Source organism: Cupriavidus sp. 05N38, from assembly GCF_056397345.1.
Genome location: NZ_JBFTNF010000026.1, coordinates 25,772 through 43,640, shown reverse-complemented (window position 1 = coordinate 43,640; position 17,869 = coordinate 25,772). Strand labels below are relative to the sequence as shown.

The following is a 17,869-nucleotide window of genomic DNA, read 5'->3' as shown; positions in this document are numbered from 1 at the left end:
AGAGCGCCATGCCCCTCGAAGACAACCACGCCCGCCGCACCGCCATTGCCGACCATCACCGCTCCCTGCTGGTGGAAGCCGGCGCGGGATCGGGCAAGACCGCCGTGATGGCCGGCCGCATCGCCATGATGCTGGCCGAAGGCGTGGCCCCGCGCCACATCGCCGCGGTGACCTTTACCGAACTGGCCGCCAGCGAACTGGTGATCCGCGTGCGCGAATTCGTCGCCAGGCTCAGCGACGGCCATGTCCCGCAGGAACTGCGCGCGGCCCTGCCCGGCAACCTGAGCGAGCGGCACCACGACAACCTGCGGGCGGCCGGCGCCGCCATCGACGAACTCACCTGCTCGACCATCCACGGCTTCTGCCAGCGCCTGATCAAGCCCTATCCGGTCGAAGCCAATATCGATCCCGGCGCTGGCATCATGGACCGCGACCAGGGCAGCCTCGCCTTCGACGACATCGTCGACGCCTGGCTGCGCGAGCAGCTGGACGCCGATGGCGGCAATGGCGCCGGCCTGCTCGCCGAACTGGTGCTCTACGATGCGCAGGCGACCGTGGCGCTGGTGCGCGGCATCGCGGCCACGCTGCGCGCGCACCGCAACGCCACGGCACCGGCGGGACTCCCGCTGGCGCCGCTGATCGCCGCCTTCGGCCAGGCGGCACACGCGCTTGCCGCCTTCGTCGCCGACACCGAAGCCAAGGATGCCGACACCACGGTGATGTCGGCACTGCTGACGGAGGCCGCGCAGGCGCTCGCCTTCCCGTACAGCCCGCAGCGCCCCGCCGACCTTGCCCGCGTGCTGGCGATCCGCCTCGAGCCGGACACGAAGCTGTGCAAGAAAGACGGCGGCTTCCGCTCGTACCGCCGCGCCGGCGCGTGGCGCACGGCGTCGCGCGAGGCGGGCATGCCCGCGGCGCATGGCGATCTGCTGTGCGCGCAGGCGGCGCAGCTGCACGCTGCCTGCCAGGATGCCTGGGTGGCGCTGCAGCAGCAGATCGCCAGCCACGTGCTGGCCGCGCTGGCCGATGCCGTGCAGCCGGTGCTCGCGCGCTTTCGCGACTACAAGCGCGCAGCCGCGCTGCTCGATTTCGATGACCTGATCTTCGCCGCGCGCGATCTGCTGCGCGATCACGATACCGTGCGGCAGGCGCTCGCCACGCGCTACCGCCACGTGCTGGTGGACGAGTTCCAGGACACGGACCCGCTGCAGTCGGAAATCGTCTGGCGCCTGTGCGGCGAGCCGCCCGCCGGCGGCCGGGACAATGCCGACTGGACCCGCTTCGTCATCCGCCCGGGCGCGCTGTTCCTGGTGGGCGACCCCAAGCAGGCCATCTACCGCTTCCGCGGCGCCGACGTGGCGGCCTATGTGCAGGCGCGCGACGCCTTCGCCGCGCAGGACCGCGACAGCGTGCTGGCGATCTCCACCAACTTCCGCTCGCGCGCACCAATCCTGGCGTACGTCAACGCACGCTTCGAGGCCATCCTGTCCAGCCCCGACCAGCCTGGCTTCACCGCGCTCACGCCGTACGATGCCAACGACGACGGCCAGCCAGGCGTGCTGGCACTGGACGTGGCGGTGACCGGCGCGGACGGCAAGGTGGCCGCCGAGCACCTGCGCGAGGCCGAGGCCGGCGCGGTCGCCGAGATGTGCGCGCGCATGATCGGCAACCATGACATCGCCGACCGCAAGACCGGCGCGCGGCGCAAGTGCCGGCCCGGCGACATCGCGCTGCTGGCGCCCTCCGGCAGCGACCTGTGGCGCTACGAGGCCGCGCTCGAGCGGCGCGGCGTGCCCGTCGCCACGCAGGCCGGCAAGGGCTTCTACCAGCGCCAGGAAATCCAGGACCTGATCGCGCTGACCCGCGTGCTTGCCGACACGCGCGACACGCTGGCCCTCGGCGCGCTGCTGCGCGGGCCGCTGGCCGGCCTCACCGAAGAAGAACTGCTCGACATCGTGTGGCAGCTGCCGCGCGCGGAAGATGCCCCAGACAGCCTGCCCCGGCTGGACCTGCGCGTGGAAACGCAACACATTGCGCACGACCTCGCGCGCGACCTCATCGGCAAGCTGCAGGCGCTGCGCCGCAAGGCCAACGCCACCACGCCCTACGACCTGATCGCGCAGGCGGTCGATGCACTGCACGTGCGCGCCATCCTGCTCGAGCGCCACCACGGCCAGGCCGAGCGCGCGCTGGCCAACGTCGACCTCTACCTCAACCTGGCGCGCGCCTATGGCGTGCGCGGCCTGCGCGCCTTCGCCGAAACCATGAGCGCGGCGTGGAGCGACGCCGCGCGTGCCAGCGAAGGCCGCCCCGATGCGCAGGAAGAAGCCGTGGCGCTCTACACCATGCACGCGGCCAAGGGGCTCGAGTGGCCCATCGTGGTGCCGGTCAACACCATGACCGAGGTGGTCGCCGCCGACACCGCCGTGGTCGAACGCGCCAGCGGCCATTTCCATTGCCCCGTGTATGGCCTCACGCCCGCAGGCTACGACGCCGCGCGCGACGCCGAGAAGGCCGAGCTCGCGCGCGAACGCATCCGCCTCTGGTACGTGGCCGCCACGCGTGCACGCGAACTGCTGGTGCTGCCCCGGCTCGATGCGCCCGCCAGCAACAGCGCATGGGTCAACCTGCTCGACCTGTCGCTGTCCGCGCTGGATCCGCTCGTGCCGCACGACCTGCCCGACGGCGTGGCCGCCGCCGGCGCCACCGTGGAGAACCGGCAGACCCGGCAGTCGTTCGGCGACGAAGCCCTGTCCATCGTCCTGCAGCACAAGCGGCTGGCATGGCTGGCGCCCAGCCGCGATGAAGGTGCCGGCAGCCCGCTGCTGCAGGAAGAAGTGCCCGCCATCATGCTGGCCACCGACGACGCGGAGTCCGCCGGCACCCCCGCCTATCCCGCCGTGCAAGGCGGGCGCGAGCGCGGCCTCGTCATCCACAAGCTGCTCGAGGAAGTCCTGAGCGGCGAAACCGAAGAAACCGTGGCGGCCCTCACCGCGCGCGGGGAGGCGCTCGTGCGCATGCTCGGCCGCGAGCCCGGCGACGATCCCGCGGCCGGCCTCGCGCCGGCCGAGATGGCCCGGTGCGTGCTGCGCACGCTGGCCCTGCCCGACATCGCGGCGCTGCGCCCCGGACTGGTACCGGAGTATCCGGTCTATGGCTCGGCCGTGACGGCGGACCAGGAAAGCGCCACCGTCGGCATCGCCGATGCCGCCACCTTCGCCGACGACGGCACGCCGCAGGTCATTGTCGACTGGAAGAGCGACGTGCGCCCCGATCCCGCCACCCTCGATCACTACCGCGCACAGGTGCGCAGCTACCTCGACATGACCGGGGCCAGCCGCGGGCTGATCGTGCTGGTGACGTCGGGGCAGGTGATTCCGGTCGGCCCCGGTCTTGCCGCGGCGGCATGAACGCGCGCCGGTCCCTCAACCATTGAAGGTCATTCACAGGAAGCAATCGATCATGATCAACAACAATTCCCCGCTGGAGAGCCTCGCGGCCTTCGCCATCGCGTTTGCCGCCGGCGCGGTCTCTGCCATCGGCCTGGGCTTGTATATCGGAAAGCTCAAGCAGGACGCGCAGCGCGCCGGTGCGGCCGACACCGTGTCGCCGCTGCACAGCCGCTGAAGCGCGGCCGCCGGCCTTCGCAGTGCGCCCCCCTTGAGAGGGGTGAAGGAAGCGCCGCGCTGGCCGATATCAATCCGGCATTGGTGTGCCGTGTATCTGTCCTGGCGCACCGCCATGACACACGGTAGGCGGCGGCCTGGCTGGGCCGCGCCGGCCGCCCATCAATTCCAGGAGTCATCGTGAACGCTTTCATCTGGGCCGGCATCGCCGTCCTCGTCGTCATTGCCGCCGTGCTGGTACTGCGCCGCCGCACACCAGCCGCCGCACCCGCTCCCGCGGCCGCGATCATGCAACCGCCGGCCACGCCCGCCACGCAAGCCCCCACGGCGGCACAACCGGAGCAAGCCGAGGATACCGTCGCCATCCTGGTGGGTCCGTCGGCCGAAGAACCCGTCCTCAGCATCACCGCGCTGGACGGCAAGCTGCCCAAAGGCGCGCGCAAGGTGGAGGCCGACAGCACCACCCTCAGCCAGCTGAGTCCGGTCCTCCAGGCGGTGCCCAACTTGCTGAGCGCGCGCGAAGTCGCCCGCGGCGGCTATATGAAGGTGATCATCGACGGCCCGCTGGTCAAGGCAGCCGATGGCGAGGGCTATCGCGCGTTTACGATGGGCGCCAAGGGTATCAAGCAACAAGCCAGGCTACTGGACCCGTCACGCCTGTCGAAGATGGTGAATGCGGCGGCCATCCTGAACATCGCCTCGCTGATCGTCGCCCAGAAGCATCTGGCCGACATTGGCAAGAAGCTCGACGAGATCAAGCAGGGCGTGGAACGCATCGAAGCCTTCCTGCGCGACGAGCGCAAGGCCGGCATTCTTGGCGCGCTCGACTACCTGCGCCAGGTCGCCCACGCGCTGTTCCAGGGCGAGCTCTCGCCCGCGGTACGCCAGAAACTCGAGGACTACGAGGGCCAGCTGCTGGCCACCGAGCGGCACCTCAAGGCCGAACTGACGCGCGAAACGCAGGGCATCGCGGAGATCAAGGATCCCGATACGTTCCGCACCAACGGCCTGGTGACGAAGATCCGCGAGCGGCAGACGCTGCTGGACGGACTGTACGAGCAATGGCTGTTGTGCGTGCGCGCACGCGTGGCGGGCTGGCAGTTGCTGTCGGCTTTCCCGGGCGAGCATCACATGAAGCAGGCGCGCCTCAGCRGCCTGCAGGATTCGGTCGACTCCCTCGCCCGGTCCGGCGGCCTGCTGGATGAGGCGAAGCAACTGATGGAAGGCAAGATCGAATCCGTGAAGTCACGGCTGGAGTTCGAGTCCGCGCTGACCGAGAAGCGTGCAAGCCTGCGCAAGTGGATCCAGGGTGAACTGGCCGCCGCCGGCGCCGCCATGCGCGAGCAGGGCCGCGGCCTGGCCGCCGGCGAGGCAATGCTGCTGGAGCAACAGAAGCCGACCGTCCTGGCGCTGAAGCTGAATGCCGGCCGGATCGTGGAAGCACATCATCTGCCAGCGTAACCGCTAAGCGCTCTTTGCCCTTATTGTCCTTGTTGCCGGACTCGCGCCGCCGCCTGGCGGCGCGTCCGCTACCGTCCGATCCACCCCGGCAACTGCGCCAGCAGGTATAGCGCGGCCCCGATCAGCCCGCCCACCACCGTGCCGTTCATGCGGATGTACTGCAGGTCGCGGCCGACGTTCAGCTCGATCTGCCGCGACATCTCGCGCGCATCCCAGCCGCGTACCGTGCTGCTGATATGGCGCGTGATGAAGTCCGCGAAATCCGGCGCCATGCCGCGCGCCGCGTCGCGCAGGTGATCGTTGAGCGAGGCGCGCAACGCGGTGTTGCGCGTCAGCTCCGCGCCGATCCAGTGCCCCGCCTCCATCACCCGCTGGCGCACCACTGAGTCCTCGCGCGCGAGGTCTTGCTTGAGCCAGCGGCACCAGTCCGTCCACAGGCTGCCGATATACGCATTGAGCGCGCTGTCGCCCCTGAGCTGCTGCCGGATCTGCTCCGCCCTGGCATGGAAGGCGGGATCGTCCTTCAGGCGCGCGATCAGCTTCTGCACGGCCGTATCGAACGCCTTGCGCAGCTGGTGGCTGTCGTCGGCCTCCACCTGCCCCAGCACGCGCCCGAGCGCGGCGGCGATCAGGTCGGCGCCGTTGCTGCCGATCCATTCGCTGGGCAGGAGCCGCTCCTTCCTGGGGTGGTCGCTCTTGAGCCACTCCACGATGCGCTCCGAGATAAAGGCCCGCGTGGCCGGCTCGTTCAGCAGGGCGATCAGCTGCGCGAGCGATTCGTCCAGCAGCGCCTGGTGGCGTCCGTTCTCGGTCAGGCTCTCGAGGATGGTGGCGGCCGAGCGGGACAGGTCCACCTTGCCGATCATGGTGTGCGCGGCGTTGCGGATCAGGTCCTGGATGTTCTTCTCGTCCATCACATCGAGGAGCGTGCCGGCCGCCCTGGCCACCACATCGCCGATCTCCCGCGTATTGGCCGGCGACGCCAGCCACTGCGCCACCACCTGCGCGGGGTCGTGCTTGCCGATCAGCGCGACGATGGATGGCACGTCGAGGAACTTGTCCCTGACGAAGGTGGCAAGGCCGTCGGCGATATCGTCCTTCTTGCGGATGATGATATTGGTATGCCCGGCCAGCCCCGGCAGCGGGATGCGATGGAACAGCGCAGCCACCGCGAACCAGTCCGCCAGGCCACCCACCATGGCGGCTTCCGCCGCCGCGCGCACCCAGTCGGTCAGAAAGCCATGCGGCAGCAATACCGTGGCGACGAAGACGGCGAAGGCGAGCAACAGCAGCGCGAGCGCCTTGCGCTTTGCGGAGCGGAGTTCCTTCTCTTGCTGCATGCGTGGTCCGGAATGGTGCGGTCAGGAGGCAGGATACTTCGTCGAAATCCGCTGCACCAGCTTCTCATCCTTCGAATCGATGCCGATATCCCAGGTGGGAAACGCGCACAGGTCTTCGGCGATCTCGGCGATCACTTCGCGCAGCTCCAGGGGCTCGAGCCAATGCGGGGGAATCGCCTCCTCGCCCAGCAACGCACCCAGCAGGTTGCCGGTGATCGCGCCGGTGGAATCCGAGTCGCCGTCATGGTTCACCGCGAGCACCACGCCATGGCGGAAATCCCGCGCGACCAGCGCGCAATAGATCGAGATGGCCAGCGCTTCTTCCGCGACCCAGCCTTCGCCAAGCGCGGCGATGGCGTCGTCATGTGCGGCGCCGGCGGCGGCGAGCGCCTCGGCCTGTTCGATGGCTTGCAGCGTTTCCTCGTGATCGGGATGCGTGGCGAGGCAGGCCTTGGCCGCGTCCAGCGCGGCGGCCAGCGTCGCGCCGCCCGCCAGTTCGCCGATCATCGCGGCGAGCACGCCACCGGTGAGCGACCCGGTCGGGTGGCCGTGGGTCAGGGCGGCCAGCTTGGTGCCGAGCTCGAATGCCTGCTCGGGGGAGCGCAGCTGGGAACGCCGCCAGACAAAGAGGCCCGCGGGCGCCACGCGCATCACGCCGCCGCAGCCCTTGCTGTGGTTGCGCGCGGGCTCGCCGAGGCTGTTCATCGCAGCCAGCGCGGCAAGGCAGGTGTTGCCCGGCGCGCGGCGGCTGTGCAGGGCCTTGTGCTGGAACAGCCAGCCCGGCGCGCCGCCCATGCTGATCGTCGCGGCGGGCTGCATGCCCTGCGTCTGCAGCCAGCGCAGGTAGGCGCGCGCCGTCACCCCGGTATAGCTGCCGACGCCACGCCCGCTGCCGCGCACCCAGGCGCGCAGCAAACCTTCGGCGGTAAACAGCGTCATCTGCGTGTCGTCGGTGATGGTGCCGAAGCCACCGTAGGCGCGGGCGTAGCCGGTGATGCCCTGCGGCCCGAATTCCTCCACGATCTCCTCGCGCGACATGAATTCCACCGGCGCGCCGAGCGCATCGCCGACGGCACCGCCGAGCAGGCAGCCGCGAAAGCGGCTTGGTGCGGAAACGTTGGCCGCAGTGCCGGGCATCACGGGATGCATCCAATCAGGCGAGTTCATGCAGATTCCTTTGTTCAGACTTGCTTTGTTCAGACTTGTTTTGTTCAGTCACGGCTTCCCACGGCAGGCTCAGGTCTTCGCGCCCGAAATGGCCGTACGCCGCAGTTGGATAGTAGATCGGGCGCAGCGGATCCGGCGTCTCGATGATGCCTTGCGGGCGCAGATCGAATTCACTCGCCAGCGCCGCGGCGCAAGCCCGCACAGGCGGCGCGGGCGCTATCGCAACAGGATCAGTTGCGGCACGGCATCGGCACCGCTCCAGACGACGGCATTCTGCCCGTACCGCGCCCCGAGCGCCCTGGCCGCATCCAGTGACAGGCCGGGCACCAGGAAGCTCTCCTCGCCATCCCAGCCGTTGGTCGGATGCTGGCCTATGCCGTCGATGCAGCGCAGGCCCAGTTGCGTCAGTTCGCGCACCAGCGCCTGCTGGCGAACCGCATTGGCGGCGGGATCGTCTTCCTGCTGGCTAAAGGGGTTCCACGCGGTGATGAACGCGCTGCAGTCCACGCCCGCCGCCGCATGCAGCGCGGCCAGCGCAGGATTGGGTTCGCCCACGTTCAGCGTGAGTGGCGTCGCGCCGCGGACGTGATAGTGCGTCTCCCGGTAAGCCTGGATGATCTTCGGATCGATACTTGAATTGCCGGCGCCAGAAAGCAAAAAACCCTCCGTGAAAGGAGGGTCGACGCATTGCCCGCTTGCTTGCTCCTCCAGGAGCCACATCCGCTCTCGCGATCCACCTTGCCCGGGAAGGCAGGTTGGCATGGGCGTCGACCCAAATCAGAATGTGGGACGGATTGAAACATGCGGGCCCCGGGGGTGTCAAGGGCGCCCGGCCGGTTGCGCGAGGTGCGAAGCGCGCGGGCAGCAACGCGAAGCGGACCCGCGAAGAGACGCGCCATGTCTTTCGGGGTGGCGCGCGCAGAGGCAGCCGGACAAACCCCGCGCGTTCGGGAATCCGACCGCGAAAACCGCCGTTTATCCGGCATTCCGAACGCGTTTTGGCACCGGCGTGGTGCGTCCCTGCAATGCGCTCAAGTCCGCCACATCCCTACCGTAATAGCCACGGCAGCCCCCTTGCCCCACCCGGGCCAACCAGAGAAGAATCCATCACATGCTTTCCTCCCTCCGCGCACGCATCGTGGCCCTATCCGTGGCCATCGTCGTGGCGGCGCTAGCCGTCAACGCCGTTCTCAACCATGTCGTGGCCAGCGCGTATAACGCCGATGCCATCGACAACAATCTCGCCGCCGTGCAGACCGGCCACACCGACGCCATTGCGGACTGGGTCGCCAGCCATACGCAGATGATCAGCTCGCTGCAGGACGCCGCGCTGCAGCCCGATCCCATTCCCGCGCTCAGGCAGGTGTCCGACGCGGGCGGCTTCATCAAGGTGTACGTGGGCTTCCCCGACAAGAGCCATCGCTTCTCGGATGCGAGCGGCCTCAAGCCCGACTACGACCCGACCGCGCGGCCCTGGTACAAGCAGGCCGTGGCCGCGGGCAAGCCGATCGTGACGCCGCCCTACGTGGCCGCCAGCAGCGGCAAGCTGGTGGTGACGTTTGCCGCGCCCATCGTGCGCGATGGCAGCGTGAAAGGCGTGGTGGGCGGCGACGTGGCGATGGACAGCGTGATCGCCAACGTCAGGTCCATCCACCCCACGCCGGACAGCTTCGGCATCCTGGTGACGAAGGGCGGGCAGATCGTCGCGCACCGCGATGACAAGCTCACGCTCAAACCCATCGCCGAGCTGGTGCCCGCGCTGGACGCCGACAAGCTCGCCCCGCTGCTGGGCGCTACCACGCCGATGCAAGTGGAGGTGGCCGGCAAGCCCAAGCTGCTGCGCGCGCGCGAGATTGCCGGCACCGACTGGATCGCCGTGATCGCACTCGACAAGGCCGAGGCGACCGCCGGCATGCGTTCCGTGCTGATGGCATCGCTGCTGGCACTGCTGGTGATTGCCTGCGTGGCCGCCGCCATCGTGGCCGGCGTGACCGCAGTTTCGTTTCGCCGGCTTTCGCAGATCCGCGACGCCATGAGCGCCATCGGCTCCGGCGACGGCGACCTCACGCAGCGCCTGCCTGCCGACGGCAGCGATGAAGTCGCGCAGATCGCACGCGCGTTCAACGCCTTCGCCGACAAGCTGGTCGGCGTGATGCGCCAGATCCGCGACGCCAGCGAATCCGTGCGCGCCGCCGCCGACGAGATCGCCGCCGGCAACGTCGACCTGTCCCGCCGCACCGAGGGCGCTGCCGCCAGCCTCCAGCAGACCGCGGCCTCGATGGAGGAGATCACCGCCACCGTGGGGCAGTCCGCCAGCTCCGCGCACCAGGCCGACGAATCCGCCATTGCCGCTTCGCGCGTGGCGGCCAGCGGCGGCACCGCGCTCAGCGACGCGATCCGCACCATGGGCGAGATCGAGCACGCGGCGGTGAAGGTCTCCGACATCATCGGCGTGATCGAAGGCATTGCCTTCCAGACCAATATCCTCGCGCTCAATGCGGCGGTGGAAGCGGCGCGCGCGGGCGAGCAAGGCCGCGGCTTCGCGGTCGTGGCCGGCGAAGTGCGCGCGCTCGCGCAGCGCAGCTCCCAGGCCGCCAAGGAGATCAAGACCCTGATCGAGTCGACCGTGGGCAGCGTGAGCTCCGGCTCGGGCCAGGTGCGCCGCGCCGGCGACACCATGAGCGAGATCGTGGGCAATGTGAGCAAGGTGACCGGCATCGTCTCCGCGATCACCAGCGCCGCGGCCGAGCAGACGCGCGGCATCCAGGAAGTCAACCGCGCGATGAGCCAGCTGGACCAGATGGTGCAGCAGAACGCCGCGCTGGTGGAGGAGTCCACCGCCGCGGCCGCCGCGCTGCAGGCGCAGGCCGGCGGGCTCGCGGGCGTGGTGGGGCAGTTCAGGCTGGAGTAGGGCAGCGAGAGCGGGCGGGCAACGGTGCGGGAAGCGGTGCGGGAAGCGGGGCAAGCCCGCGAGGCACCACGGCGCCACGCCGCGCGCCCCAAACTAAATCGTACTTATCCGTGCAAGCGGCGTATGCTCAACGGAGAAAGGAGATCATCATGTCTCAGAACAATGCGATCTACAAGGGGTTCAAGGTATCCGCCATCGTGCGCCGTGCCTCTGACGGCAATCCCGACAATGCGTCCGCGCTCGCGGGCTTCCTGGCTACCGTCACCATCACCCAGGTCAGCCGCGACAGCGGATCGCTGCGGCTGGTGCCGCCGCTGGAGCAACAGACCGCCCGCACGCCGCATGACGCCATCGCGCTGGCAGTGACCCATGCGCGAACCGTCATCGATGGCATGTCCACTTCCGTTGCGCACAAGTAGCCGGCCATAGTCAGCGGCCATAGTCAGCAACCAAACGGCGACCCGCAGCAACCCGCCGCATGACATCGCGCCGGGCAGACGCATGCGCCACGCCACACCCCCATTCGGCAGCATAACGCGATCGGTGTTATGATCTGCCGTCTTGCCGATGTGCGAACGTGCGTCGATGCAAGCTTGCCGGCAGCCTTGGCGCTAGCCGTGCGCCTCACCGCGATAGCAGGCGGGCTCCCCGCCGCAGTGGCCAAATAGCCGGGCAAAGCACCCGGCAAATTCGGGGCGAATACACGCCCCTCACCCATCCGACCCGCGGCACAAGCCGCTCCGCAGCGCCACGCAGGGCTATCCGCGTGTGCAGACAGCGCAGGCACGGTCCACTCTCCGCCAGCCCCCTTTTTTCGCGCATGTGCGCGGCAACGACGGCGCTGGGCAATCCATACGGCGAGCGACTACCGAAGAGAACCCGTCGCGCACAGTGCGTGCGCAGGCGCGCCTCGGATCGTCCGCCCAGATCCAGGACATACCTTGCAACACAAAGCATCCCCGTACACCGTGTCGGTGTACCCCATCGAGCAGCAACCCGGCGTGTGGTTCGCCACGTACATGATCAGCGAATACCGCAGCGGTGCCGAACACATCGTCGCCAATGTCTCGATGCGCCACGCCACCCACGGCACCGAAGCGCAGGCCAAGCAGGCCGCGCGATTTGCCGCCGAGCGCGTCGCCGCGGGCATGCGCCTGCAGTAATGACACCACGGCGTGCATGGCCGGTGCGCTGCACCGCGCCCGCACGCCACCCAACCTAGAGAGGCATCATCCTTGGCAAAAGAAGAACTGGTGGAATTTGGCGGCAAAGTGTCTGAAGTCCTGCCCGACAATCGCTTCCGCGTGATCCTGGAGAACGGCTTCCAGGTGTGGGCATACTCGTCCGGGCGGCTCAAGAAGAACCGCATCCGTATCCTGGCCGGCGACCGTGTCACGCTGGAGATGTCGCCCTACGACCTCACCAAGGGCCGCATCAACTACCGCCACAAGTTCTGACGCCGGCGCGCAGGACCACACGCGCGCAAGCCGCGGCGCCCATGCCCGCGGCCGGGGCGCACCCCTCGCAGCATCAACTCATCAACGTGAAAAAGGAAACGGAATGTCGGTCAGTGAAGAATGGGAAGAAATGCACCTGACGCCGAACGGATGGGTCGCCGGCAGCTACCAGCACGTGCCCGGCCCCGCCGTCACGCGCGAAGCGCCGGCCGATGACCTGCTGACGGTGCGCCGCCACGTCACCGCGACCTACGGTGGCCCTTCGCGCGCCATCGAAGACCGCACGCCCCGCACCGACAAGCTCGAAGTGCTGGAGCAACTGCTGGAACGCTACGGCAGCCCCGCCTTCAGCGTCTGAGGCCAGGCGGGCCAGGTCGCGGCCATCGCCGCGCCACCGTCACACCCGGCATTCCCGCCCGGTCCCGTTCATTGCGGCATGGCGCCGCCGGAACGAGGCGCGGGAACGACAAGATTCAGATCCATGGCATGGCCGCCCTGGCTTGCCAGCCCGGCGCATACGCACCGGCCCGGCCCGCATCGCTCGTTGCGAGCAAATGCGCGGCACATATCGGCACCGACGGTGCCGACGGTGCCAATGTGTGCCGCCGGGCAACCCTGCAGATCGACAAGGCAGCAGGACTACAGCGTGGTCACCGACTCACCGGCGATCAGGCCGTTGATGATGTCCTCGCCGAACTTGACCGCGCCACGGCGCGCGGTGCCGATGTTCTCCCACTCTTCGCTTTCCAGACGGAACACCTTGGTGCGCTCGCCACCGGGCCGATAGCCTTCGCGGCAGATCACCACGGACGCGGTAAAGCTGCGATCCGGCTTGGCGCGGGGCCACGACTGGGTGGGCTGGACCTTGTAGACCAGGGGGTAGAGATCAAAGCCCTTGTAGCTCGCGCTAGGCGTATTGTTCACGTAGTTTGCTCCATGCGGCAGCGTTGCCTGTGGCCACTCCGTCCCTGGCGCACGCCGGCTAGAACGGGACCAGGCGATCGACCACGATCACGATCACCCCGTCCGAGCAGCCTGCCGGGCTCCGGGAGCCCAGCCGTGCGCGCAGAAAGCGGTCCAGGCCGCGCTGCAGTTGATATAAGGCACGCTGGTCCGCGGAACGCAATTGCTCCGCGGCCTCGTGCGCGATTTCGATCTCCACCTTCCTGGCCGACCAGGCGCAGCTGCTGGTATCGGGAATCTGCCAGTTGGCGTTGACCGCATGCTGCCTCACCGGCCAGGTACGTACGTCCTGGCCCGTGATTTCGTCGAGCACCGGCTTGATGAAAGCGACGAGATCTAACATTGGCACCCCTGCACCGTGCCCCGCCAGGCGGCGGAGCCTGCGCGGCAGGCAAGGCAGCGCCGGCATCCAGCCGCGATCGGGACGCCGGGCAGGCTGGCGACAGTAACACACCAGGATTGCCCACCTCCTGGCCCAGGTATCCCACTCTACTCCGAAGCAGGGGGCTTCGACGATCTTATTTTGCCCGCGGCACCGCCCGACTCCGTCGTCAGCGTCATCAGCATGTCCGCATACCAGGCCGAATTCAGGCCCAGCGCCTCGTCCTCGTCCAGGTCGCGCGTACCCACATCGAAGCGCGCCGAATGCACCCCCAGCAGCAGCCACGGCAGATCATGCCGCTTGCCGCGCGTGCCACGCATGCGCATCACCACCGGCGCACCGCTGGTGCCGCGATGCGTGCGCGCGTCGGTCAGGAAGAAGCCCTGCCCCTGGAAACGCATCCCGAACGCCGAAGCCACCACCGCCTGCCGCGCTACCGGCAGGTGATGCAAGGCATCGTGAAACCCCAGCGGAAAGCCGACGATCAGCAGCGAATCGCCCACCTCCACATGGTCCGACGGCTGGGCCAGGTGATCCGGCGTAAAGGCGCGATACACCAGCCCCGCCGGCAGCGCAGTACGCTCCAGCTCCACCACCGCCACGTCCACCGGCCCGCCCCCGTCCTCGCCGATGCGCCAGACCGCCAGGCCGTTGCGATACAGCGGGATCGAAAACCCGATCGAATTGGCCATGTTGCCGGCCTCCCGATGCAGCTCGATCTCGATGCGGTCAGGATGGTGGCCGGTGGGCTCGTCGAAGAAAACGTGGCGGCTCGTGACCACAAACAGATGCTTGCCGCGCTCGAAGAAGAAGCCGCTGGCGTTGGCCAGGCCTTGCTGGCCCTCGAAGGACGAAACGCGGACTGCGCATAGCAGGATGGATTCGACCATGTTTGCCTGGAGTGCGTGTCGTCGCGCGGGTGAATCCCGCGCACGACGGGGAAAGGCGGATTACGGCAATCCGGAATGCGGTGGCACGCGAAGGAGGAGCCCGCCCGATCGGTTATATAGATGCGGGCCTGACGTGTCAAACGCAGCAGATGCAGCGCCGGTCTCCACGCCGCAGCGGCGAGCCACAGTCATCAACGATCACAAATCGAAGGCCCGACGGCTGCCTTCGCCGCCGCGACGGTCTCTCTGTCTCTCTATGGGCAACCGAACAGATGACCCATGCCGTCCCCTGCTACGTTGCCTCCGATGGCCACAGCGCGTCAGCGCGATGCGCCATGCCGCAGGAGGACGCGCCATGAGCAGAATCTACATCCCGGCCGCGGTGGCCGATGACTGGGCCCCTTTCCTTGCCGAGCCGCTGAAGCACTGGAAGACCGGTTACCCGGCCCGCACGCTCGCGCACTGCTGGCAGGACGCCGACGGCTTCCCCGCCGAAATCGCCAATGCCATCGAAGCCAATCCCGTCCTGCGGGGCACGGCCATGCTGATGGGCATCCCCGAGCACCAGGTCGCGCTGCCGGGCGGCATCACCCAATCCCAGAACGACATCTGGGTGCTCGGCAAGCGCGACGACCAGCTCATCTCCATTGCCGTCGAAGGCAAAGTCTCGGAACCGTTCGACCGCACCGTGGCGGAGTGGCTCGAAGCCGCATCGCCCGGAAAGCACCTGCGCCTCGACTTCCTCGCGCATACGCTCGGCCTGCGGGCCGTCCCCTCGTCGATCCGGTACCAGTTACTCCACAGGACCGCCTCCGCCATCCTGGAAGCGGAGCGCTTCAACGCCGATCACGCCGTGATGCTCGTGCATTCGTTCAGTCCGACCAATGCCTGGTTTGAAGACTACCGCGCCTTTGCCGCCCTGTTCGATGTGGATGCCAGGCCCAACTACATTCATGGCGCGGGACGGCTGGCGAAGACGGAATTGCATCTGGGGTGGATTTGCGGGGCGGCGCGGTATCTTGAGCGATAGGGGGGGGCGGCRCAGACGCCGGAGCTTTTTGGTGAGCTGGATAGCGGATTTTGATGTTACAGCGTGGTATGCGACGTGGGCTTTCTCGTAATCCCTGATATCGGGGACTTGGAGCGAGCGCGCGAGACTGATCGCGGAAATCGGGAGCAGCAGCGCCGCGACGAACCACTTGGCAATGAAACGATGAAGCGGTGCATAGTTCGAACCGATATCTTTTGTCTGGGCGTGGAGTTGCCGCATGGTGTATTTGCAACGCGAATTTCTGTTGAGCGAGAGAAGGACACCGTCGGCTGGCGTTCGCAGGGTCAGATGTTGTGGAAGGCCTTGAGCTTGTCAACTACCTGCTCGAAGAGTTTTCCCGCATGAGGTTCTCCGTCGTGGTAACGATCCCAGAAATCACCACCAAATTCCTTCGGCCTAACGCCGTAGCGACCATCACCAAGTTCAAATAAACACCAATCAGCAGGAATTACTGGATCGATAACATCGAGATATCGGAGCTCAATCACGACCGGTATCGCGTCAGAGTCTCGCTGAAGGGTTACCAGTGCCGGCCGCCCATCAGGAAAAAACAGTACACCAAGAGCAAGATACTCCTTCTCCAAGGTAAAACTTGGATCTACGTCGTCACCTTGATAGCCGCGTTCCCGCGCATAGCAAACGATCATTGTTTATCTTTACGACGCTACAAGCGTTCCATCGTCTCCGACCCAGATAACGCCAGGTATGCTGTAAAAATATGTCACTAGATCGAGATCGTTCTCGTTATGCGCATGCTTCGGCCATTGGGCACGAAGGTGCGCAACAATTGCTTCCGGAGGCTCGTGCCACTGGGCTTCGTCATCATGAATCGTAAATCGTGGATGCGGGTTTTCGGGCGATGTATAGCAGTCCGCTCTAGGAGCAGCAAACTTGATCTTCCCCGCTCGGAGCAGTTGCTCGATCAACCAGAAGAATGCCGTCTTGTGTTCCTCAAACGAGAGGGTTCGGTTCCATGCACTGATCGCACTAAACAGGCCTGTGATCCAAAGGCCAAACGAATCTCGAATGATTTCATCAATGCGCTCAATCTGTCTCATGGATTACCTCCATCGAGAAACTTGATCTCGGGATCGTATGTTGTGCCCACGACCCCCTTCGGTATATCGATGGTCCATGCTGGCCCCGTCTGCCCAGACAACGAAGAGAAATCTCTCAGCGTAAGCCAACTTCAATTCGCAACCCCAGCGGCTCGCCCAAGTTGCAGGCAAGTTGCGGAGCGACACCCGTCAAACCTACGGCCAAGTCCCGGCATCCATCGAAATACGTTTCCAGCACGCAAGCCTTGATCGTCTCATAGCCCACCCTCTCCTTGTGCAGTTCCATGTCAAGGTCCCTTTCCAGTCGGAGCGACAATGGATACCTGCGATCAGTGCTGCAGGTACATCACACAGCAGTTAGTTGCCCACCTCCCTTGCTGAGGGCTATGCTCAAGGCCATGTACAAAACGACACACAGAATGAGCATGAGCAGCAAGCAACTTGACGAAACAAGCAAGTACTTGAGCTACGTCCTACGCCATGAACCTCACATTGGCATACAGTTAGACACTGAGGGCTGGGCTAATATCGACGACCTGCTTGCGGCGGCAACTAGAGAAGGTCGCATTATTGATCGAGACATGCTCCAAACGATTGTGGCGACCAGCGACAAGAAACGGTTTGCCATCTCTAGCGATGGTCAGCGTATCCGCGCAGTTCAGGGACATTCCACTGCAAGCGTAAGCCGCGAGCACTGCGAGAAGGTGCCGCCCGAATTGCTCTACCACGGCACGGCGACGCGCTTCCTGGGATCCATTCGCGAACAGGGACTTATGGCAGGGTCACGTCACCATGTGCACTTGTCGCAGGACGCACAGACAGCTACCGCCGTCGGACAACGCTATGGCAAACCGATCGTGCTAGAGATTGAAGCCCTGCGTATGCACCAGCAGGGTTTCAAATTCTTTCAGGCCGAGAACGGAGTGTGGTTGACAGATCATGTTCCGTTTTGCTTCATCCGCGAATAGCAGCTATTCATTGTCAGTCCGCTCCCTCTTGTAGCGGGCTGACTCTTTCTCTGCCGTCGCAATCCACGCAGCGAAGTTGGCATAGGTGCGGTCCCATGGGGATCTGGTTGGCGTTGAGTAATCATAGATACAGACCCTTGGATTCGCTGATCTATCGTTGCCATCAAAACAAGCCAGCACAACCCACCCATCGTTGTAGTGGCCAGATTGGTCATTCACCATGGCAAATGGAACAAGGGGCGAACCGGGAAACTTCTGAAGCATTGCTCCATAGTAAGAAAGCGTAGCCCCCATGTCTCGGCAGAGGAAGAACCACGGCTCTATGTCGGGTAAGGCACTCTCGCTGACCAAACGCTGATAGTCAGCCGGTAGTCGAAAGCCGTCAGGTAGAAGCGGGCCATTGTAAAGAAACTGCCTCATTATCTCTTTCCCCCAGTGATACGCGGTGGCTGAGTTGCCCCTTGTAGGCAGGCCGTGAGTAGTGCGGGAAATAGTATTAAATATATTTAATTCATCATTTTGTCATTTCATTTGATCGTGCTGCCATGTATCAATCGGAGGTTGCCCTGGACGTCGCACTGTTTGCGGCAACAAA

19 protein-coding genes, 1 pseudogene and 1 riboswitch are annotated in these 17,869 nt (G+C 66.0%); of the genes and pseudogenes, 10 read left to right on the top strand and 10 right to left on the bottom strand.

Annotated elements, in window-relative coordinates; all coding sequences use genetic code 11:
- The first annotated feature begins 8 nt into the window (after nucleotides 1-8).
- The 3 genes from AC1DK4_RS19470 to AC1DK4_RS19460 all read left to right on the top strand — a co-directional run bounded on the left by AC1DK4_RS19470 (nucleotide 9) and on the right by AC1DK4_RS19460 (nucleotide 5,087).
- Complete coding sequence (locus AC1DK4_RS19470; protein WP_441649986.1) at nucleotides 9-3,410, top strand: UvrD-helicase domain-containing protein; 3,402 nt, start codon at nucleotides 9-11, stop codon at nucleotides 3,408-3,410.
- A gap of 52 nt (nucleotides 3,411-3,462) precedes the next feature.
- On the top strand, nucleotides 3,463-3,627 hold the full coding sequence (locus tag AC1DK4_RS19465) for a hypothetical protein (RefSeq protein WP_441620128.1): 165 nt from the start codon (nucleotides 3,463-3,465) through the stop codon (nucleotides 3,625-3,627).
- A gap of 179 nt (nucleotides 3,628-3,806) precedes the next feature.
- On the top strand, nucleotides 3,807-5,087 hold the full coding sequence (locus AC1DK4_RS19460) for a hypothetical protein (RefSeq protein ID WP_477131710.1): 1,281 nt from the start codon (nucleotides 3,807-3,809) through the stop codon (nucleotides 5,085-5,087).
- 68 nt (nucleotides 5,088-5,155) lie between these two features.
- On the opposite strand, the gene AC1DK4_RS19455 is transcribed toward AC1DK4_RS19460, so the two are convergent.
- From AC1DK4_RS19455 to AC1DK4_RS19440, 4 genes and pseudogenes are all read right to left on the bottom strand, one after another.
- Entirely contained in the window at nucleotides 5,156-6,427 is a 1,272-nt protein-coding gene (locus AC1DK4_RS19455; RefSeq protein ID WP_441649985.1) for a DUF445 domain-containing protein, read from the bottom strand.
- 21 nt (nucleotides 6,428-6,448) lie between these two features.
- Entirely contained in the window at nucleotides 6,449-7,594 is a 1,146-nt protein-coding gene (locus tag AC1DK4_RS19450; RefSeq protein WP_441649984.1) for an ADP-ribosylglycohydrolase family protein, read from the bottom strand.
- Nucleotides 7,581-7,784 (bottom strand): annotated as a pseudogene (locus AC1DK4_RS19445) (methionine adenosyltransferase domain-containing protein); the annotation flags it as partial. The pseudogene AC1DK4_RS19445 and the gene AC1DK4_RS19450, both read right to left, overlap by 14 nt.
- Before the next feature lie 26 nt (nucleotides 7,785-7,810).
- Complete coding sequence (locus tag AC1DK4_RS19440) at nucleotides 7,811-8,314, bottom strand: DUF3293 domain-containing protein (RefSeq protein ID WP_441643448.1); 504 nt, start codon at nucleotides 8,312-8,314, stop codon at nucleotides 7,811-7,813.
- Nucleotides 8,280-8,385: riboswitch (SAM-I-IV-variant riboswitch) on the bottom strand. It overlaps the preceding gene by 35 nt.
- 320 nt (nucleotides 8,386-8,705) lie before the next feature.
- Here AC1DK4_RS19440 and AC1DK4_RS19435 point away from each other — a divergent pair.
- The 5 genes from AC1DK4_RS19435 to AC1DK4_RS19415 all read left to right on the top strand — a co-directional run bounded on the left by AC1DK4_RS19435 (nucleotide 8,706) and on the right by AC1DK4_RS19415 (nucleotide 12,320).
- Nucleotides 8,706-10,505 (top strand): methyl-accepting chemotaxis protein, encoded by a 1,800-nt coding sequence (locus tag AC1DK4_RS19435; RefSeq protein ID WP_441649983.1) that lies wholly within the window; start codon nucleotides 8,706-8,708, stop codon nucleotides 10,503-10,505.
- 149 nt (nucleotides 10,506-10,654) lie between these two features.
- Complete coding sequence (locus AC1DK4_RS19430) at nucleotides 10,655-10,924, top strand: GTP cyclohydrolase (protein ID WP_441620139.1); 270 nt, start codon at nucleotides 10,655-10,657, stop codon at nucleotides 10,922-10,924.
- Between the two features lie 522 nt (nucleotides 10,925-11,446).
- Complete coding sequence (locus AC1DK4_RS19425; protein WP_441649982.1) at nucleotides 11,447-11,668, top strand: isochorismatase; 222 nt, start codon at nucleotides 11,447-11,449, stop codon at nucleotides 11,666-11,668.
- 72 nt (nucleotides 11,669-11,740) lie between these two features.
- Complete coding sequence (infA, locus tag AC1DK4_RS19420) at nucleotides 11,741-11,962, top strand: translation initiation factor IF-1 (RefSeq protein WP_441620143.1); 222 nt, start codon at nucleotides 11,741-11,743, stop codon at nucleotides 11,960-11,962.
- 103 nt (nucleotides 11,963-12,065) lie between these two features.
- Nucleotides 12,066-12,320 carry a translation initiation factor 1 gene (locus tag AC1DK4_RS19415; RefSeq protein ID WP_441620145.1) on the top strand — a complete coding sequence of 85 codons (255 nt, stop codon included), beginning with the start codon at nucleotides 12,066-12,068 and terminating at the stop codon, nucleotides 12,318-12,320.
- A gap of 281 nt (nucleotides 12,321-12,601) precedes the next feature.
- On the opposite strand, the gene AC1DK4_RS19410 is transcribed toward AC1DK4_RS19415, so the two are convergent.
- The 3 genes from AC1DK4_RS19410 to AC1DK4_RS19400 all read right to left on the bottom strand — a co-directional run bounded on the left by AC1DK4_RS19410 (nucleotide 12,602) and on the right by AC1DK4_RS19400 (nucleotide 14,197).
- Nucleotides 12,602-12,886 (bottom strand): hypothetical protein, encoded by a 285-nt coding sequence (locus tag AC1DK4_RS19410; protein ID WP_441620146.1) that lies wholly within the window; start codon nucleotides 12,884-12,886, stop codon nucleotides 12,602-12,604.
- 58 nt (nucleotides 12,887-12,944) lie between these two features.
- Complete coding sequence (locus AC1DK4_RS19405) at nucleotides 12,945-13,268, bottom strand: hypothetical protein (protein ID WP_441620148.1); 324 nt, start codon at nucleotides 13,266-13,268, stop codon at nucleotides 12,945-12,947.
- 146 nt (nucleotides 13,269-13,414) lie between these two features.
- Nucleotides 13,415-14,197 carry a trypsin-like peptidase domain-containing protein gene (locus AC1DK4_RS19400; RefSeq protein WP_441620150.1) on the bottom strand — a complete coding sequence of 261 codons (783 nt, stop codon included), beginning with the start codon at nucleotides 14,195-14,197 and terminating at the stop codon, nucleotides 13,415-13,417.
- 355 nt (nucleotides 14,198-14,552) lie between these two features.
- Between AC1DK4_RS19400 and AC1DK4_RS19395 the strand changes: the two genes are divergently transcribed.
- Nucleotides 14,553-15,227: a DUF6946 family protein gene (locus AC1DK4_RS19395; protein WP_441649981.1), complete on the top strand. Its 675-nt coding sequence runs from the start codon at nucleotides 14,553-14,555 to the stop codon at nucleotides 15,225-15,227.
- 305 nt (nucleotides 15,228-15,532) lie between these two features.
- Here the strand turns inward: AC1DK4_RS19395 and AC1DK4_RS19390 are convergent, their stop codons facing one another.
- The 3 genes from AC1DK4_RS19390 to AC1DK4_RS19380 all read right to left on the bottom strand — a co-directional run bounded on the left by AC1DK4_RS19390 (nucleotide 15,533) and on the right by AC1DK4_RS19380 (nucleotide 16,592).
- Entirely contained in the window at nucleotides 15,533-15,895 is a 363-nt protein-coding gene (locus tag AC1DK4_RS19390; protein ID WP_441649980.1) for a hypothetical protein, read from the bottom strand.
- 9 nt (nucleotides 15,896-15,904) lie between these two features.
- Nucleotides 15,905-16,306 carry a hypothetical protein gene (locus tag AC1DK4_RS19385; protein WP_441649979.1) on the bottom strand — a complete coding sequence of 134 codons (402 nt, stop codon included), beginning with the start codon at nucleotides 16,304-16,306 and terminating at the stop codon, nucleotides 15,905-15,907.
- Nucleotides 16,307-16,421: 115 nt separating this feature from the next.
- Nucleotides 16,422-16,592 carry a hypothetical protein gene (locus AC1DK4_RS19380; RefSeq protein ID WP_441649978.1) on the bottom strand — a complete coding sequence of 57 codons (171 nt, stop codon included), beginning with the start codon at nucleotides 16,590-16,592 and terminating at the stop codon, nucleotides 16,422-16,424.
- A 139-nt stretch (nucleotides 16,593-16,731) separates the two neighbouring features.
- On the opposite strand from AC1DK4_RS19380, the gene AC1DK4_RS19375 reads away from it, so the two are divergent.
- Nucleotides 16,732-17,274, top strand: a complete 543-nt coding sequence (locus AC1DK4_RS19375; protein ID WP_441649977.1) for an RNA 2'-phosphotransferase — start codon at nucleotides 16,732-16,734, stop codon at nucleotides 17,272-17,274.
- Nucleotides 17,275-17,869 lie beyond the last annotated feature (595 nt).

Coding starts and splice junctions, on each gene's coding strand:
- AC1DK4_RS19385 (WP_441649979.1), bottom strand. CDS start 16,306: ATGAGACAGATTGAGCGCATTGATGAAATCATTCGAGATTCGTTTGGC.
- AC1DK4_RS19415 (WP_441620145.1), top strand. CDS start 12,066: ATGTCGGTCAGTGAAGAATGGGAAGAAATGCACCTGACGCCGAACGGA.
- AC1DK4_RS19405 (WP_441620148.1), bottom strand. CDS start 13,268: ATGTTAGATCTCGTCGCTTTCATCAAGCCGGTGCTCGACGAAATCACG.
- AC1DK4_RS19465 (WP_441620128.1), top strand. CDS start 3,463: ATGATCAACAACAATTCCCCGCTGGAGAGCCTCGCGGCCTTCGCCATC.
- AC1DK4_RS19390 (WP_441649980.1), bottom strand. CDS start 15,895: ATGATCGTTTGCTATGCGCGGGAACGCGGCTATCAAGGTGACGACGTA.
- AC1DK4_RS19470 (WP_441649986.1), top strand. CDS start 9: ATGCCCCTCGAAGACAACCACGCCCGCCGCACCGCCATTGCCGACCAT.
- AC1DK4_RS19400 (WP_441620150.1), bottom strand. CDS start 14,197: ATGGTCGAATCCATCCTGCTATGCGCAGTCCGCGTTTCGTCCTTCGAG.
- AC1DK4_RS19435 (WP_441649983.1), top strand. CDS start 8,706: ATGCTTTCCTCCCTCCGCGCACGCATCGTGGCCCTATCCGTGGCCATC.
- AC1DK4_RS19430 (WP_441620139.1), top strand. CDS start 10,655: ATGTCTCAGAACAATGCGATCTACAAGGGGTTCAAGGTATCCGCCATC.
- AC1DK4_RS19375 (WP_441649977.1), top strand. CDS start 16,732: ATGAGCAGCAAGCAACTTGACGAAACAAGCAAGTACTTGAGCTACGTC.
- AC1DK4_RS19455 (WP_441649985.1), bottom strand. CDS start 6,427: ATGCAGCAAGAGAAGGAACTCCGCTCCGCAAAGCGCAAGGCGCTCGCG.
- AC1DK4_RS19440 (WP_441643448.1), bottom strand. CDS start 8,314: ATGTGGCTCCTGGAGGAGCAAGCAAGCGGGCAATGCGTCGACCCTCCT.
- AC1DK4_RS19450 (WP_441649984.1), bottom strand. CDS start 7,594: ATGAACTCGCCTGATTGGATGCATCCCGTGATGCCCGGCACTGCGGCC.
- AC1DK4_RS19395 (WP_441649981.1), top strand. CDS start 14,553: ATGAGCAGAATCTACATCCCGGCCGCGGTGGCCGATGACTGGGCCCCT.
- AC1DK4_RS19380 (WP_441649978.1), bottom strand. CDS start 16,592: ATGGAACTGCACAAGGAGAGGGTGGGCTATGAGACGATCAAGGCTTGC.